General features: G+C 62.8%; 13 protein-coding genes and 4 tRNA genes. 8 read left to right on the top strand and 9 right to left on the bottom strand.

The genetic code is table 11. From position 1 onward, the window contains the following. Nucleotides 1–102: 102 nt before the first annotated feature. The 4 genes from radC to B5M41_RS13170 are packed head-to-tail and all read right to left on the bottom strand — an operon-like array spanning nucleotide 103 to nucleotide 4,391. Nucleotides 103–912 carry a RadC family protein gene (gene radC, locus B5M41_RS13185; RefSeq protein ID WP_230640085.1) on the bottom strand — a complete coding sequence of 270 codons (810 nt, stop codon included), beginning with the start codon at nucleotides 910–912 and terminating at the stop codon, nucleotides 103–105. A gap of 29 nt (nucleotides 913–941) precedes the next feature. Beyond that, entirely contained in the window at nucleotides 942–1,769 is an 828-nt protein-coding gene (map, locus tag B5M41_RS13180; RefSeq protein WP_134649175.1) for a type I methionyl aminopeptidase, read from the bottom strand. Between the two features lie 30 nt (nucleotides 1,770–1,799). Then, on the bottom strand, nucleotides 1,800–2,519 hold the full coding sequence (gene sfsA, locus B5M41_RS13175; protein WP_134649176.1) for a DNA/RNA nuclease SfsA: 720 nt from the start codon (nucleotides 2,517–2,519) through the stop codon (nucleotides 1,800–1,802). 15 nt (nucleotides 2,520–2,534) lie between these two features. Next, complete coding sequence (locus B5M41_RS13170) at nucleotides 2,535–4,391, bottom strand: PHA/PHB synthase family protein (protein WP_134649177.1); 1,857 nt, start codon at nucleotides 4,389–4,391, stop codon at nucleotides 2,535–2,537. A gap of 126 nt (nucleotides 4,392–4,517) precedes the next feature. Between B5M41_RS13170 and B5M41_RS13165 the strand changes: the two genes are divergently transcribed. The 4 genes from B5M41_RS13165 (at nucleotide 4,518) to recJ (ending at nucleotide 9,668) form a co-directional block, all read left to right on the top strand. Next, complete coding sequence (locus tag B5M41_RS13165; RefSeq protein WP_134649178.1) at nucleotides 4,518–4,856, top strand: hypothetical protein; 339 nt, start codon at nucleotides 4,518–4,520, stop codon at nucleotides 4,854–4,856. A 274-nt stretch (nucleotides 4,857–5,130) separates the two neighbouring features. Beyond that, nucleotides 5,131–6,351 carry an LL-diaminopimelate aminotransferase gene (locus B5M41_RS13160; RefSeq protein ID WP_134649179.1) on the top strand — a complete coding sequence of 407 codons (1,221 nt, stop codon included), beginning with the start codon at nucleotides 5,131–5,133 and terminating at the stop codon, nucleotides 6,349–6,351. 54 nt (nucleotides 6,352–6,405) lie between these two features. Continuing rightward, the gene (locus tag B5M41_RS13155) at nucleotides 6,406–7,728 is read left to right on the top strand and encodes a homoserine dehydrogenase (protein ID WP_134649180.1); all 1,323 of its coding nucleotides are present in this window, start codon (nucleotides 6,406–6,408) and stop codon (nucleotides 7,726–7,728) included. Between the two features lie 137 nt (nucleotides 7,729–7,865). Continuing rightward, a complete protein-coding gene (recJ, locus tag B5M41_RS13150) occupies nucleotides 7,866–9,668 on the top strand; it encodes a single-stranded-DNA-specific exonuclease RecJ (protein WP_167719071.1) in 1,803 nt (600 codons plus the stop codon). A gap of 34 nt (nucleotides 9,669–9,702) precedes the next feature. On the opposite strand, the gene B5M41_RS13145 is transcribed toward recJ, so the two are convergent. The 5 genes from B5M41_RS13145 to B5M41_RS13125 all read right to left on the bottom strand — a co-directional run bounded on the left by B5M41_RS13145 (nucleotide 9,703) and on the right by B5M41_RS13125 (nucleotide 12,393). Then, nucleotides 9,703–9,777, bottom strand: a tRNA-Glu gene (locus tag B5M41_RS13145). Between the two features lie 140 nt (nucleotides 9,778–9,917). After that, nucleotides 9,918–9,992: transfer RNA gene (locus B5M41_RS13140), tRNA-Glu, on the bottom strand. Between the two features lie 137 nt (nucleotides 9,993–10,129). Further along, nucleotides 10,130–10,204, bottom strand: a tRNA-Glu gene (locus B5M41_RS13135). A 144-nt stretch (nucleotides 10,205–10,348) separates the two neighbouring features. Then, on the bottom strand, nucleotides 10,349–11,614 hold the full coding sequence (locus tag B5M41_RS13130; protein WP_134649182.1) for a YcbK family protein: 1,266 nt from the start codon (nucleotides 11,612–11,614) through the stop codon (nucleotides 10,349–10,351). Nucleotides 11,615–11,952: 338 nt separating this feature from the next. Further along, nucleotides 11,953–12,393, bottom strand: coding sequence for a VOC family protein (locus B5M41_RS13125; protein ID WP_134649183.1), 441 nt, complete (start codon nucleotides 12,391–12,393; stop codon nucleotides 11,953–11,955). A 195-nt stretch (nucleotides 12,394–12,588) separates the two neighbouring features. Between B5M41_RS13125 and B5M41_RS13120 the strand changes: the two genes are divergently transcribed. The 4 genes from B5M41_RS13120 (at nucleotide 12,589) to B5M41_RS27030 (ending at nucleotide 15,137) form a co-directional block, all read left to right on the top strand. After that, the gene (locus tag B5M41_RS13120) at nucleotides 12,589–13,167 is read left to right on the top strand and encodes a cold-shock protein (RefSeq protein ID WP_134649184.1); all 579 of its coding nucleotides are present in this window, start codon (nucleotides 12,589–12,591) and stop codon (nucleotides 13,165–13,167) included. 17 nt (nucleotides 13,168–13,184) lie between these two features. Next, complete coding sequence (locus tag B5M41_RS13115; protein WP_134649185.1) at nucleotides 13,185–13,670, top strand: DUF192 domain-containing protein; 486 nt, start codon at nucleotides 13,185–13,187, stop codon at nucleotides 13,668–13,670. A 101-nt stretch (nucleotides 13,671–13,771) separates the two neighbouring features. Then, nucleotides 13,772–13,848, top strand: a tRNA-Pro gene (locus tag B5M41_RS13110). A 290-nt stretch (nucleotides 13,849–14,138) separates the two neighbouring features. Continuing rightward, nucleotides 14,139–15,137 carry a septal ring lytic transglycosylase RlpA family protein gene (locus B5M41_RS27030; protein WP_160872310.1) on the top strand — a complete coding sequence of 333 codons (999 nt, stop codon included), beginning with the start codon at nucleotides 14,139–14,141 and terminating at the stop codon, nucleotides 15,135–15,137. Nucleotides 15,138–15,146: the final 9 nt, after the last annotated feature.

Raw genomic sequence — 15,146 nt, 5'->3', positions numbered from 1 at the left:
TATTGCATCGCAGCAATTGTCTTCGCCCATCCAATTTCGTCAACCGAATGTGGCAGCAAACCGTTTCAATCGGATGAAAGACCGATCGTCCGACTTCGGAATTCACATAAGTCTCAAACCCTTGAGGCTGACATGTCCGTCCTTGCCGATGATGATATGGTCATGCACCGTGATACCAAGCGGGCGGGCGGTTTCGACGATCGTCTTCGTCATGTCGATGTCCGCCCGCGACGGGGTGGGGTCTCCCGACGGGTGATTGTGGACCAGGATGATGGCGGTGGCGGAGAGCTCGAGCGCGCGGCGCACCACCTCGCGGGGATAGACGGGGGTGTGATCCACCGTGCCGCGGCCTTGCACCTCGTCGGCGATCAGCGTGTTGCGCTTGTCCAGAAAGAGGATGCGAAACTGCTCGCGCGGCTCGTGGGCCATGGCGGCATGACAGTACTGTATGACCGAGGACCAGGAGGCGAGCACCGTCTTGTCCCGGATCTCGCTCTTCAGCGTGCGCTGGGCGACGGCGGCGATCAGCTTGATATCGAGCGCGACGGTTTCTCCGATGCCGCTGACTTCCTGGAGCAGGGCTGGTGTCGCACCGAAGACCCCGGCGAGCGTGCCGAATTTGCTGAGCAGCGCTTTGGCGATCGGCTTGGTGTCGCGGCGGGGAATGAGGCGAAAGAGAAGGAGTTCGAGGATTTCATAGTCGGCGAGCGCCGTATCGCCGCTTTCACGAAAACGAAGACGCAGACGGTCACGGTGCCCGTGGTAGTGCTTCTCTTCAGGTTCGCTCGTGGCAATGGGAGCTGCGGTCCGCGCCGGCCGCTCCGCAAAATATCCGCGTTCGTCGGTTTCATGGAAAAGATCGCCGGCAGGCGGCGCGTTGTCCGCCTTGGCGGCGGACGAGGGCTGGTCGATACGGCCGCGCGATCCCTTCATGGCGATCCTTAAGTAGGCAAACCGGGGCGGTCGAGGCCGCCGGGCGACAGCGTGAAGATTTCACATCCGTCAGCGGTGACGCCGACCGTGTGCTCGTACTGGGCCGACAGCGAGCGATCACGCGTCACGGCCGTCCAACCATCGGAAAGCACCTTCACATGCGGGCGGCCGAGATTGATCATCGGTTCGATGGTGAAGATCATGCCCTCGCGAAGTTCCGGGCCTTCGTTCGCCCGCCCGTAATGGAGGATGTTCGGTGCATCGTGAAACAGCCGGCCGACGCCGTGGCCGCAGAAATCGCGCACCACCGAGCAGCGCTCGGCCTCGGCATAGGCCTGGATGGCTTCGCCGATGGCGCCGGTGCGCGCACCGGGCTTGACGGCGGCAATGCCGCGCATCAGGCATTCATGGGTGACTTCGAGCAGCCGTTCGGCGGCACGCTTGATCTCGCCGACGGGATACATGCGGCTGGAATCGCCATGCCAGCCATCGAGAATGTAGGTGACGTCGATGTTGACGACGTCGCCTTCGCGCAGCGGCTTGTCGTTGGGGATCCCGTGGCAGACGACATGGTTGATCGAGGTGCAGGTCGATTTCGTATAGCCGCGATAGTTGAGCGTGGCGGGCAGGGCGCCATTGTCCATGCCGAACTCGAAGACGAAGCGGTCGATCACGTCGGTCGCGACACCGGGCTTCACGAGCGGATAGAGTTCGTCCAGGCAGCGGGCCGTCAGCTGACAGGCCTTTCGCATGCCCTCGAAGGCCTCCGCATCATAAAGACGGATGACGCCCGTGTTCTTCAACGGCGCCGCCGACGCTTCAATATAAGTCACCATGGTCCAGCTTTCTTCATTCTCCAGCGACCGTCATAAAACAGCGGCACCGGGTTCGTCCATGGCGATCGATGCGACAGGCCGGATTTGCGACGGCGTAACGGCACATTTGACCGCATAGGCCTCCACGCCACGGGAAAGCGCCCGCCGGAACCCGGCCGCATAGAACGGATCGAGGTCGGCGCAGATGCGGAAGAGATCGCAATCCTCGCGCTGAACGAGATAGAGCATGATCGCGCGAAAACCGGCGTCAACCATATCGCCAAGCTCTTCGAGATGCTTTGCGCCCCGCGCCGTCACCGTATCCGGGAACTCGGCAAGCCCCGCGGCGCGGCGAAAATGCACATTCTTGACCTCCACATAGGCGGACGGCCGCGCATCGCCGGACAGGAGGATATCGATGCGCGAGTTGCGGCCGTACTTCTTCTCGCGTTCGACCAGCGGATAAGTCGCGAGATCGGAAACGAGGCCGGCATGGATAGCCTCTTCCGCCAGACGGTTCGGCAGGCCGGTATTGATGCCGACCACGGTGTCATCCGCCTCGACAAGCTCCAGCCGGTAACGATGCTTTCGCGTGGGACTATCGCTCGTCGACATCCAGATGCGGGATCCGGGCGCGGTGAGGCCGCGCATCGAGCCGGTGTTCGGGCAGGAGCCGGTAATCGCCGATCCGTCGTCGAGGATCGCATCGAACAGGAAGCGCTTGTAGCGCTGCACGAGGGTGCCGGGGATAAGCGGCGGATCGAAGATCATCGCTGGATCAATTCGTCAGGCGCGCACGCGCACATAGGAGCCGGGGGCTTCCTCGATGGAGTTCATGCTGCCGCCGGTCTTGCGGGCCGGCACCATCCGGTCGTCCTCGGCCTTGATCCAGGCATGCCAGTGCGGCCACCACGAGCCGGCGGTTTCCTTCGCCTTGCCGATCCAGGCCTCGAATTCGCCCTTTGCCGGGCCGCCGGTCCAGTACTGGTACTTGTTCTTATCCGGCGGGTTGACGACGCCGGCGATATGGCCGGAGCCGGCCATGACATAGGTGACCTTGCCGCCGAACAGCTGGCTGCCGACGAAAACCGACTTCGCCGGCGCGATATGGTCTTCCTTGGTGGCGAGATTGTAGATCGGAATTTTCACGTCCTTCAGGGAAAGCGTCTTGCCCGCGAGCACCATCTCGCCCTTGCTCAGCGTATTGTTGAGATAGCAATTGCGGAGATAAAACGAGTGGTTGGCGGCAGGCATTCGCGTGGAATCTGAATTCCAATAGAGGAGGTCGAAGGGCATGGGATCCTGGCCCTTCAGATAGTTGTTCACGACATAGGGCCAGATCAGTTCGGAGGCGCGCAGCATGTTGAACGCTGTCGCCATCTTGGAGCCGTCGAGGTAGCCCGTGGCCTGCATGCCGCGCTCGATGAGGTCGATCTGCTCCTCATCCGCGAAAACCTTGAGATCGCCGGCATAGGTGAAGTCGACCTGCGTCGTGAACAACGTCGCGCTGCGGATGCGTTTGTCGCCTTCCTTGGCATGCAATGCCAGCGTCGCCGCCAGCAGCGTGCCGCCCACACAATAGCCGATCGCGTTGACCTCGTCCTCGCCGGTCGCCTGCTTGATCGTGTCGAGCGCGAAATCGATGCCCTCGCGGGCATAGGCTTCCCAATCCTTGCCGGCATGCCGTTCATCCGGGTTCACCCACGAGATGACGAAAACCGTATGGCCCTGGTCGACTGCCCATTTGATGAAGGATTTCGCGGGGTTGAGGTCGAGAATGTAGAATTTGTTGATCCACGGCGGGCAGATGAGGAGAGGGCGTTTCAGAACCTCCGTCGTCGACGTGTCGTACTGGATGACCTGACAGACATCGCTCTGCGCCAGCACCTTGCCCGGTGTGAGCGCCATGTTCTCGCCGATCGCGAACTTGCTGGTATCGGTCTGGCGCAGCTTTAGGTCGCCGCGGCCGGCCGCAATGTCTTCAGCCAGCATCTGCATGCCGCGCACGAGGTTCGCGCCGTTCGCAGCGACCGTTTCGCGATAGAGCTGCGGATTGGTGGTAACGAAGTTGGAGGGCGAAACCGCACTTGCGATCTGCTTCACGTAGAAGGCCGCCTTGTGGCGTGTGTGCTCGTCCAGGCCCTGGGCGTCGGTCACGAGTTTCTCGGCCCAGTCCGACGTCACGAAATAGGCCTGCCGCAGGAAATCGAAGAAGGGGTTCTTCACCCAGTCCTCATCGGCGAAACGCTTGTCCTTGGCGTGGGGATCGGGCGCGGAAGCCGCATCCTCGCCGCCCATCCGGCCGAGCGTGCGCGACCATATGTTGAAATAGCTGCCCAGCAGCATGGTCTGCGCTTCAAGTGTGCGGCGCGGATCGGCCATCCAGTATTCGGAAACCTTCGAGAGGGTCTTGACCATGTCGACCATCGGTTCGGAGACGGTATCGACCTTCGCGCCGCTTTCGCGCGGGGCAAGCCAGGCGGAGGCGGCCTTGCCGAGCTGCTCGACCATGCGGGCGATATTGACCGTCAGCGCCTCGGGGTCCTTCACGACATAGGGCTCGATCGTTGCGGGATCGAAGGGCTGGAAACCGGGCTTTTCGCCGGCGGCATCGCGTTCACCCGCTTTGCTGTCCTGCGCCATGCTTTCCTCCCGATTTTATTGTCTCGTTTTGCATTTTTACATTCTCTGCGAAACAGATTACAAGGGCCAGACAGCCTTTCGCGGCACGATCCGGAACCCGTCGTTTCGACAGGAGCATACAGCCATATGGCGTTCGAATTCAGGCGCTTGAGCGTCGTCCTTCTCATGGCCGCCCTGCCGGTGGCTTTCGGTTCCTGCAGCTCGACGCCGCGGGATCCCTCGGTCAATGCCGGTGCCAACCGCGCGGACGTCTATCCGGATATCACCGCCATCGTCAGCGCGGAGACGCAGCAGATGAGCGACGAGCAGGCGGCCGCCAACGGCGAGAGCCTGGCGGCGCTCGCGAAACGGCGCAGCGCCGGCCAGATTTCCGATGCGGAATACCGTCGCCAGCTCGCCGAATTGCAGGCGCTGCGCGAGAACCACGGCAAGGCAACGCTTTCGGAGATCGAAGGCACGAATTAACGCTTGCGTTTCTTGCCGTTTGGCAGCAAAGCGAAAGGCGGTCGAAGGGCCGCCGGCGCGGGCGAAGCGTGTTCATTTCGAACGTTTTCGCCGCTGCATGATTCCTTGAACCGGGCACGATCCAAGGACAAAATTATGCGGCAATTGAAATGCTACTGCACCGTCTGCGCGCCGATTGTGACGCGCAGACGGTGCAGTAGCGCCGGTTGATCGAATCGCGCGGGGTTTGCTCCGGCCAAGCCGGGATAGGGCGCCGCGCCCAACGGGGTTGAAGATGGAAGAGTTTCACAAGGTCCGGCGTCTGCCGCCATATGTTTTCGAACAGGTCAACCGTTTGAAAGCAAGCGCGCGAGCGGGTGGCGCCGACATCATCGACCTTGGCATGGGCAATCCGGACCTGCCGACCCCCAAGGCGATTGTCGACAAGCTCTGCGAAGTCGTCCAGGACCCGCGCACCCATCGCTACTCCTCCTCCAAGGGCATTCCGGGCCTTCGCCGCGCGCAGGCCGCCTATTATGCGCGCCGCTTCGGCGTGAAGCTGAACCCGGAGACGCAGGTCGTCGCCACGCTCGGCTCCAAGGAAGGCTTCGCCAATATGGCGCAGGCGATCACGGCGCCCGGCGACGTGATTCTCTGCCCGAACCCGACCTATCCGATCCACGCCTTCGGTTTCCTGATGGCGGGCGGCGTCATCCGCTCCATGTCCGTCGAACCCGACGAAAGCTTCTTCCCGCCGCTCGAGCGCGCCGTGCGCCACTCGATCCCGAAGCCGCTGGCGCTGATCATCAACTACCCGTCGAACCCGACGGCGCATGTGGCCACGCTCGATTTCTACAAGGATGTCATCGCGTTCGCGCGCAAACACGACATCATCGTGCTGTCCGACCTGGCCTATTCCGAAATCTACTTCGACGACAGCGCGCCGCCGCCGTCCGTTCTGGAAGTGCCAGGCGCCATGGACGTGACGGTGGAGTTCACCTCCATGTCCAAGACCTTCTCCATGCCCGGCTGGCGCATGGGCTTTGCCGTCGGCAACGAGCGGCTGATCGCCGCGCTGACGCGCGTGAAGTCCTACCTCGATTACGGCGCCTTCACGCCGATCCAGGTCGCGGCCACGCACGCGCTGAACGGCGACGGCTCCGACATCGCCGAAGTGCGCAACGTCTACAAGCGTCGTCGCGATGTGATGGTCGACACGTTCGGCAAGGCCGGCTTCGAGGTTCCGCCGCCGGCGGCCACCATGTTCGCCTGGGCGAAGATCCCGGAAAAGTTCCGCCATCTCGGCTCGCTGGAATTCTCCAAGCTGCTCGTCGAAAAGGCGGATGTCGCGGTCGCCCCGGGCGTCGGCTTCGGCGAGATGGGGGACGATTATGTTCGCCTCGCGCTCGTCGAGAACGAACACCGCATCCGCCAGGCGGCGCGCAACATCAAGAAGTTCCTGTCGACGGCCGACGAGACGATGCACAACGTCATCTCGCTCAACGCCCATCGCTGAAATCCACCCTCCGCGGCCTGCGGAGGGTCTCTTCCAAAACGTTAGGACATGACCATGGCTGATGCCCTGAAGATCGGCATTGCGGGCTTGGGGACCGTTGGTGCCTCGCTCGCGAAGATTCTCGTCGAACGCAGGGATATGCTCACCACGACGTGCGGCCGGCCGATCGAGATCGTTGCAGTGACAGCCCGCACCAAGGGCCGCGACCGTGGAGTCGATCTGTCCGCCGCCGAATGGTTCGACGACCCGGCCGCCATGGCGCGCGATGCGACCATCGACGTCTTCGTCGAGCTGATGGGCGGGGCCGGCGATCCGGCACTCGCAGCGGTAAAGGCGGCGCTGTCGCGCGGCGTGCACGTCGTCACCGCGAACAAGGCTCTGCTCGCCGCCCATGGCGTCGAGCTTGCCGCCATCGCCGAAAAAAACGGTTGCATCCTCAACTATGAGGCGGCAGTCGCGGGCGGCATTCCGGTCATCAAGGCGCTCAGGGAATCGCTGACGGGCAATACGATCTCGCGCGTCTACGGCATCATGAACGGCACCTGCAACTACATCCTGACCAAGATGGAGAAGGAAGGCCTGTCCTTCGAGGTGTGCCTCAAGGAAGCCCAGCGCCTTGGCTATGCCGAAGCCGATCCGGCCTTCGACATCGAAGGCAACGACACCGCTCACAAGCTCTCGATCCTGACGACGCTCGCCTTCGGCACGAAGATCGCGGCCGATGACATCTATCTCGAGGGCATCACCAACATCTCCATCGACGACATCCGCGCGGCGGCCGATCTCGGCTATCGCATCAAGCTTCTGGGTGTTGCGCAGCGGACCGATACGGGCGTGGAGCAGCGCGTGCATCCGACCATGGTGCCGCTCGACAGCGTGATCGCGCAGGTGGACGGCGTGACGAATGCGGTAGCGATCGAATCGGACATCCTCGGTGAGCTGCTGATGGTCGGTCCGGGGGCGGGCGGCAACGCCACGGCCTCCGCGGTGCTGGGCGATATCGCCGATATCGCAAAGAGCCGTCCCGGTGCGCAGACCGTTCCCGCGCTCGGCCGTCCGGCTGCGGCACTAGCACCGTACAAGCGCGCGCAGATCCGCAAGCATCACGGCGGCTACTTCATCCGCCTCTCGGTCGAGGACCGCACCGGCGTCTTCGCCAGCATTGCCAAGCATATGGCGGAAAACGGCATCTCGCTCGAATCCATCGTACAGCGTGCCCAGTCCACGGCCGAATCGACGGATCCGAAGACCATCATCCTCGTGACCCATGCGACGATGGAGGATTCCGTCCGCAAGGCGGTGGCGTCCATCAAGGCAGAGGGATACCTGGTCGGCGAGCCGCAGGTGATTCGCATCGAGCGTCCCAAGACGGCGTGATTCGCGCTGACGGTATCGCGGCGCGGATCGGCCGTTCATCCTGACCTCTTCGCGCTCGCGCGTGGAGGGCGGCCGACGGGCCGGATGAGGGACGGCCTTCGGATGCAGGGGGTAAAACGACCGGAGTCGCGATGAGCATGTTGGAAAACGCCGATCCCGTCCCCCGCGCCTTTCTCGGCGTCGAGCGCTCCGCGACCGGGCAGCGCTGGATGGCGCGGCTCGATCAGGCGGGAGAGAACCGCGCGCTGGCGATGAGCCAGACCCACGGGCTGCCCGACCTGATTTCCCGGGTGCTTGCCGGGCGGGGCGTGCCGTTCGAAAACGCGCTCGAATTTCTGGATCCGACATTGCGCCGGCTGATGCCGGAACCCTACAGCCTGATGGACTGCGAAGCGGCCACCGAGCGGCTGGCGCGCGCTATCGCAAACCGCGAGCGCGTGGCCATCTTCGGCGATTACGATGTCGATGGCGCATCGTCATCTGCACTGCTTTATCGTTTCCTCGCGCATTTCGGCGTCGAGGCCGAAATCTACATTCCCGACCGGATCTTCGAAGGCTATGGGCCCAATCCGGCGGCGATCGGCCAGTTGATCGAGCGCGGTGCGCAACTGATCGTCACGGTTGATTGCGGCTCCACCAGCCACGAATCGCTTGCCGTGGCGCGCGAACGCGGCGTTGATGTTGTGGTGATCGATCACCATCAGGTCGGCGTGGACCTTCCGCCCGCGCTTGCCCTGGTCAATCCGAACCGTGAGGACGATCTTTCGGGGCAGGGGCATCTGTCGGCCGCCGGCGTCGTGTTTCTCGTGCTCGTGGCCCTGCAACGGCTCCTGCGCACGCGCGGCGATGCCCGCGCCGGCACGATCGATCTCCTGTCCATGCTCGATATCGTCGCGCTGTCGACGGTGTGCGATGTCGTGCCGCTCAAGGGCCTGAACCGCGCCTATGTCGTAAAAGGCCTCGTCGCCGCCCGTCATCTCGGCAATGCGGGATTGACGGCGTTGCTCAAGCAGGCAGGCATCGGTGGCCCCGTGACGCCCTATCACCTCGGCTTCCTCGTCGGGCCGCGCATCAATGCCGGCGGGCGCATCGGCGACGCGGCGCTCGGCAGCCGGCTTCTCACCATGGAAGAGCCCGGAGAGGCCGAGCGCATCGCCCGGCAACTGGACGAACTCAACCGCGAGCGCCAGGCGATGGAGGCGGTCATGCTGGCGGAGGCGGAAGCCGAGGCGCAGGCAGAATACGGCACAGGCGAGAACGCTTCCATCATCATCACGGCCCGCGAGGGCTGGCATCCCGGCGTCGTCGGCCTGCTGGCCTCCCGTCTCAAGGATCGTTTCCGGCGGCCGGCCTTTGCCATCGCCTTCGATCCTTCCGGCAAGGGCACCGGCTCGGGCCGCTCGATCAGCGGGTTCGACCTCGGCCGCATGGTGCGTGCCGCGGTGGATGAGGGCATTCTCGTCAAGGGTGGCGGCCATGCCATGGCGGCCGGCCTCACGGTGGAGCGCGCCAACCTCGGCCGGCTGCGCAGCTTCTTCGAGGAGCGCGCCGAGCGTGTCGTGCGCGACCTCGTGGCGGTGGAAACGTTGAAGATCGACGGGGCGCTCAGCGCCAGCGGTGCGACGCTCGCGCTTGCCGATCAGCTTGAGCAGGCGGGCCCCTATGGTTCCGGCCATCCGCAGCCGATCTTCGCCTTGCCGGCGCACCGTGTGCGCGATGTGCGGCCCGTGGGTGCCAACCACCTGCGCGTCAGCCTGGAAGGGCCGGACGGTGGCCGTCTCGACGCCATGGCGTTTCGCGCGGCCGAAGCCGATCTCGGCCTCTTCCTGATGAAGGAACGCGGTCAGGCGGTGCATTTCGCCGGCACGCTTTCCGCCGACAGCTGGCAGGGCAACAGGCGCATACAGTTTCGCATTCTCGATGCGGCAAAGGCATTCTGAGCGCGGCTGTTTGTCTGAACAGGGGAAAGAACCGTGGCACGCCCTAGGGGAGTCGAACCCCTCTTTTCAGAATGAAAATCTGACGTCCTAACCGATAGACGAAGGGCGCGTGCGGTGGGCGTCTTCTAATCAGGGCAGCGGATTCGTGCAAGCCCTAAATGCAGGATTTTTCTATTTTTCTTGCCCGCAAACAGAGTGCCCATCGGCACCGGTGGCGGGCGTATAAAAGCATTCGAGGGGAGAGAACCGTGGCACGCCCTAGGGGAGTCGAACCCCTCTTTTCAGAATGAAAATCTGACGTCCTAACCGATAGACGAAGGGCGCGTGCGGTGGGCGTCTTCTAATCAGGACCGGCCGGATGCGCAAGATGAAAAATGCCGTAAGTCGCAACTTTTTCAATGCCGAACGAACGGGTTCGGATGATTGCGCGATAACGATCGTGACCTGGGGGAGAGGGACCGTGGCACGCCCTAGGGGAGTCGAACCCCTCTTTTCAGAATGAAAATCTGACGTCCTAACCGATAGACGAAGGGCGCGTGCGGTGGGCGTCTTATAGAAGGGCGTTTTCGGTTCCGCAAGCGGGAAAAAGCCGTTGTGACAAAAAAATGAAAGGCCGCCTCAAGGGCGGCCTCAACATTTGGAAAACTGAAGTTTCCCAGATATTTACGGCTGAAGTCCGGCTACTTGCGGCGGCAGCGCCAGTTCCAGTCGCGCTCCGGTCCGATATCGATATGCACCGATTCCGTATGGCAATAGGTGCCCACGCCGCCGCGGCCGGGCATGCTGCGTAGATATTCGGCGAGCTCCCATTTGCTCACGCCGGCAATCTGGATATCGGCGGCTTCGCAACGCGTGTGCAGCGATTGTTTCGCCCGGTTCACCTTCACGTCGCGCAGGCCGGACGTGACGATGATGGGCTTGTCGTAATGGTGTTCGATGTTCTTGAGAACCTGCAGCAGCTCCGGCTTGAAGCAACCCGTCTTCACCTTCTCGGTCTGCAGCCACAGTCCGTTCGGCGCGAGGCGCGCAAGGCCGGCGAGCGAGGCCACTTCCTTGAACTGCGGTGCGTCGTCTTCGACCTCATCGGATTCCGAATGGTTTGTGGAGAACATCGCATTGGCGGTGGAAACGCCGGGCAGGGTCCCCAGCGACGCCTTCTGCGTGGAGCCCGCGGTGTCGCGGTTCAACACCCGCCGCTCTCGCGTAGCGAAGCGCTCGCCGTTGAAATCGTCTTTCGCCGCATCCCGCTTGTTGGCGAAGAGCGAGGCGAGGGTGACCTGCTTGCGCTGTCCGGTCTGCGTTTCCGGCACGCTTCCGACAGTCGCGCCGAGGGTGTTCTCACCGTCCTGGGCGGCAATCGCCAGTTCCGCGGGATTGGCGTTTTGCGTTTCCGCAACGAGCGCCGAGCGTGCCGTCTTCGGGATCGGTCCCGTCTCCGGCAGGGCGAGCGCCTGCTCGCCATCAGCCGACGGCTGCACGGACGCGCCCACCTGCGGCATGTCCTCGACCGGCAGGCGGCCATCCGCCTCGGTCGTCTGCGCAGCACCTGTGGAATAGAGGCTTGTCGTTGCCGGATTGGTGCCGGTCCTCTCGGCAGCATAGGCCGCGCCCGACGGGGTCACCTGGCCGCCATTGGAGTAGATGCTGGCCTTGTTGGCATCGAGCGACGCGGGCTGCATGACGAGGCCGGCCATCTCGGCCTTTTCCGTTTGCTGGCCGGTCGTCGCCGCATCGGCGGAGGCCTCGGCAGACGCCGTTTCGGCGACGACAGGCGTGGTCGTTTCCTCGCCGCTCGCGGCGACGGCATCGTCCTTGGCCCGGGCGGTCGCATTGTCCGCGCGCAAATCTGTAGAGACTGCGGAAACGCAGCCCGAGAGTGTGGCGACCGAGACGGCCAGCAGCAATCCATACCGCAGCGTCTTGAGGCCGGGCCACTTTCCTTGCATGTCCTGCAAAGGCTTTCCCCCGCTTTCGACGTTCGGGCCTCCGGTCTTGCCGCCGGAAAGGCCAATTCTTCAAACAGTCGCAACCGCAGTCGATGAAGCCGTGAGGCCACGCTGCGATTGCCGCGATGTTAGCGCTTGAGCCGATGGTGTAAAGGCCGGAGCGCCGGGTGCCGTGAGCGCAAACGAGCGCAATCCGGCCGAACAAAGGCCCGAATCGCCGCGTTACGCTTGAAGAACGGCCAGGAAAGCAAGAAATCCTGGCCGAATACGGCGAAACGATGATTTGTCACGTTCACCCTAGAGCCCGGGGTTTGCCCGGGGCTTGCGTTGCGGGCGAATTACCAGCTGCCGGTGTTCTGCATCGAGGCCCAGGGTTCGGCAGGCGCAAGGTTCTCGCCCTTCTGCAGGATCTCGATGGAAATGCCGTCCGGCGAGCGCACGAACGCCATGTGGCCGTCACGCGGCGGGCGGTTGATGACGACGCCGTTGTCCATCAGCTTCTGGCAGACGGCATAGATATCGTCGACCTCGTAGGCGAGGTGGCCGAAATTGCGGCCACCGGCATAATCCTCGGTGTCCCAGTTATAGGTGAGTTCGAGGCAGGGTGCGGCGTTCGCGCGCGCCGCCTCGACATCCCCAGGGGCGGCCAGAAAGATCAGCGTGAAGCGGCCCTTCTCGTTCTCGTACCGGCGAACCTCCTCAAGGCCGAAGAGCGTGCAGTAGAAGTGAAGGGACTGGTCGACGTCTTTGACGCGAACCATCGTGTGAAGATAACGCATGAAAATATCCTCTGAACCCGGAATCAAGCGGAAGGTTATGGTTTTGTCAGCTTGAGGCAAGCCTTGAAGGCTACCAATGCAGCCGGCAAAAGTTTCAAGGGGGCTTGCGCAGTCGCATCGGGACAATGTTATTCTTATTCTCAAGAATCAGTTAACCGTAACTCATGTGACGCGTAAACGAGGGGCTGGCAGGTCATGGCAGACAGGGTGTCTTCAAAGGAAATCACGACGCGTGATGACCAGAGCAATGACGCCGTTGATCTGATCGAGATCACCGGGGTCATCAAGTGGTTCGATGTCGCCAAGGGGTTCGGCTTCATCGTGCCCGACAACGGCATGCAGGACATCCTGCTGCACGTTACCTGTTTACGCCGCGATGGCTATCAGACGGTTCTGGAAGGCACGCGCGTCGTCGCGCTCGTGCAGAAGCGTGAGCGTGGCCACCAGGCTTTCCGCATCCTGTCCATGGATCAGTCCACGGCGGTCCATCCCTCGCAGATGCCGCCGGTTCGCACCCACGTGCAGGTCACGCCGTCCAGCGGGCTCGAGCGCGTGCTGGTAAAATGGTTCAACCGAACCAAGGGCTTCGGCTTCCTGACGCGCGGCGAAGGCACCGAGGACATCTTCATTCACATGGAGACCCTGCGCCGCTTTGGCCTGACGGAGCTGCGGCCGGGCCAGGTCGTGCTGGTGCGCTTTGGCGACGGCGAAAAAGGCCTGATGGCAGCCGAAATCCATCCGGATCTCCCGGTCGCGGGCAACAGGCCGCATTGATGGCGGTCGGCGCGCGAATGGCAGGCCTTGTACGTCTGGCCGGGTTTTTCGCGGCATTCTTTTTCCTCACGTCTTTCGGTGCTTCCGCCGCTGAGACATTCGATACCCAATCGCTGACCATCGTCACCCGCGACGGCCGCAGCCATGCCTTCACGGTGGAGCTTGCCGTAACGCCGCGCCAGCGCGAGCAAGGGCTGATGCACCGCCGCGAGATGGCGCCCGATCACGGTATGCTCTTTGCTTTCGGCGAAACGCGTCAGGTCTTCATGTGGATGAAGAACACCTATATTCCGCTCGACATGCTGTTCATCGCCAAGGACGGCAAGATTACCGCGATCAAGGAAAATGCCGAGCCCCATTCCGAATCGATCATCGATTCCAGGGGCCCGATCGACTTTGTGCTGGAGCTCAACGGCGGCACGGTCAAACGCCTCGGCATCCGCACGGGCAACCGCATTCAGAACGAACTCGTGGAATCGATGCGCAAGGCGAAGCAGCCCTAAGGCGAAGTAGCTCTGGGCAATTCATCCACAAGCGCACGAAAACAACCGTTTGCTGTTGCGGCAAAGACCGGATGCGTGTATCTCCCCATCGCCGGGACGGACGGAGTGTAGCGCAGTCTGGTAGCGCATCTGGTTTGGGACCAGAGGGTCGGGAGTTCGAATCTCTCCACTCCGACCACCGGCGAAGGCTTCAGAACATCGTTCTTCCCGACCGCATTGATGCGGTTTACCGGTGCTTTTGGCGCTGCTTCCCAGCGTATCCGCGCGTGCCGCCTCCATCAATATTAACCATGCATAAACCATAATTCGCGGAAGCTGGACCGGAGTTTGGCGTTTGCTCGCAATTTCGCCACGTTGCTGGCATGATTAACGCACTGTTATTTACTGAGTGGCATTGACGGTCGACTTGCAGGGGCAGGGTTAGGCTGGCACACCGTCGGGGACAATAGCGGCGTGGGACATAAAGACATCAAGAACACTGTGAACCGATTTGGCACGGCCCTCAGGTTCATCGCGATTCCGCTTGTATGCGCCGGCCTCGCTGCCTGCGCGACGACGTCGGCACCGACCAAGAAGAAGCCCCGCAGCAAGGAGTTCTTCTCCGAATCCGAATATGGCGTGAAGGCAAGCCCGCGCGTCGTGGAGGAAGGGCAGGCCGTTCCCAAGGGCGGCGGCCGCTATCAGGTCGGCAAGGCCTATCAGGTGCGCGGCAAGTGGTACCAGCCCAAGGAAGAGCTCGGTTACAACAAGACGGGTCTTGCCTCCTGGTACGGTTCCGCATTCCATGGCCGCCGCACGGCCAATGGCGAGGTCTACGACAAGTACCACCTGTCGGCCGCCCATCCGACCTTCCCGCTGCCCAGCTACGCACGCGTCACGAACATGGAAAACGGCACGTCCGTCATCGTGCGCGTCAACGATCGCGGCCCGTTCCATGAGGGACGCGTGATCGACGTGTCCTCCAAGACGGCCGACCTGCTCGACATGAAGCGCACGGGCACGGCGAAGGTCCGCGTGCAATATGTCGGCAAGGCGCCGCTCGAGGGCAACGACATGCCCTATCTCATGGCATCCTATGTCACCAAGGGCTCGCGCGTTCCCGCCGTCGATCCCGGCGGCCAGATCGCCACGGGCGTGATGGTCGCCTCTGCCGACAGTCGTTCGCTGCCGAGCGACGGTTCCGGCACGCTTTCTGCGCCGACGGGCAGTGCCATGACCGCGCTGGCCAACACGGCGGCCCAGGAAAACACCCCGTTCCAGGTGATGGAGCAGTTCGTTTCGCTGCCCGATATCGGCCCGATGCCGATGGAGCGGCCGAATTTCACGCCCCAGCTTTCCGCTGATCCGAGCTATGCGGCGGCCTATGCCGACGAGCGCGTGCGCGACGCTTCGGGCGCCTTCGACGCAATCCTCACCATCGACGGCAAACTGACGCCGCTGTCCGCACTCGCCGATAACGCCGGCTGACCCGTGGCG

This window comes from Shinella sumterensis, from assembly GCF_004514425.2.
GTDB classification, from domain to species: domain Bacteria; phylum Pseudomonadota; class Alphaproteobacteria; order Rhizobiales; family Rhizobiaceae; genus Shinella; species Shinella sumterensis.
Note: the sequence above shows the minus strand (reverse complement) of the source record. Positions and strands in the feature narration are given on the sequence as shown.

What these genes read in the sequence shown, in the direction of transcription:
- map (WP_134649175.1), bottom strand. Translation starts at nt 1,769, where the DNA reads ATGGTGACTTATATTGAAGCGTCGGCGGCGCCGTTGAAGAACACGGGC.
- sfsA (WP_134649176.1), bottom strand. Translation starts at nt 2,519, where the DNA reads ATGATCTTCGATCCGCCGCTTATCCCCGGCACCCTCGTGCAGCGCTAC.
- B5M41_RS13170 (WP_134649177.1), bottom strand. Translation starts at nt 4,391, where the DNA reads ATGGCGCAGGACAGCAAAGCGGGTGAACGCGATGCCGCCGGCGAAAAG.
- B5M41_RS13165 (WP_134649178.1), top strand. Translation starts at nt 4,518, where the DNA reads ATGGCGTTCGAATTCAGGCGCTTGAGCGTCGTCCTTCTCATGGCCGCC.
- B5M41_RS13160 (WP_134649179.1), top strand. Translation starts at nt 5,131, where the DNA reads ATGGAAGAGTTTCACAAGGTCCGGCGTCTGCCGCCATATGTTTTCGAA.
- B5M41_RS13155 (WP_134649180.1), top strand. Translation starts at nt 6,406, where the DNA reads ATGGCTGATGCCCTGAAGATCGGCATTGCGGGCTTGGGGACCGTTGGT.
- recJ (WP_167719071.1), top strand. Translation starts at nt 7,866, where the DNA reads ATGTTGGAAAACGCCGATCCCGTCCCCCGCGCCTTTCTCGGCGTCGAG.
- B5M41_RS13130 (WP_134649182.1), bottom strand. Translation starts at nt 11,614, where the DNA reads ATGCAAGGAAAGTGGCCCGGCCTCAAGACGCTGCGGTATGGATTGCTG.
- B5M41_RS13125 (WP_134649183.1), bottom strand. Translation starts at nt 12,393, where the DNA reads ATGCGTTATCTTCACACGATGGTTCGCGTCAAAGACGTCGACCAGTCC.
- B5M41_RS13120 (WP_134649184.1), top strand. Translation starts at nt 12,589, where the DNA reads ATGGCAGACAGGGTGTCTTCAAAGGAAATCACGACGCGTGATGACCAG.
- B5M41_RS13115 (WP_134649185.1), top strand. Translation starts at nt 13,185, where the DNA reads ATGGCAGGCCTTGTACGTCTGGCCGGGTTTTTCGCGGCATTCTTTTTC.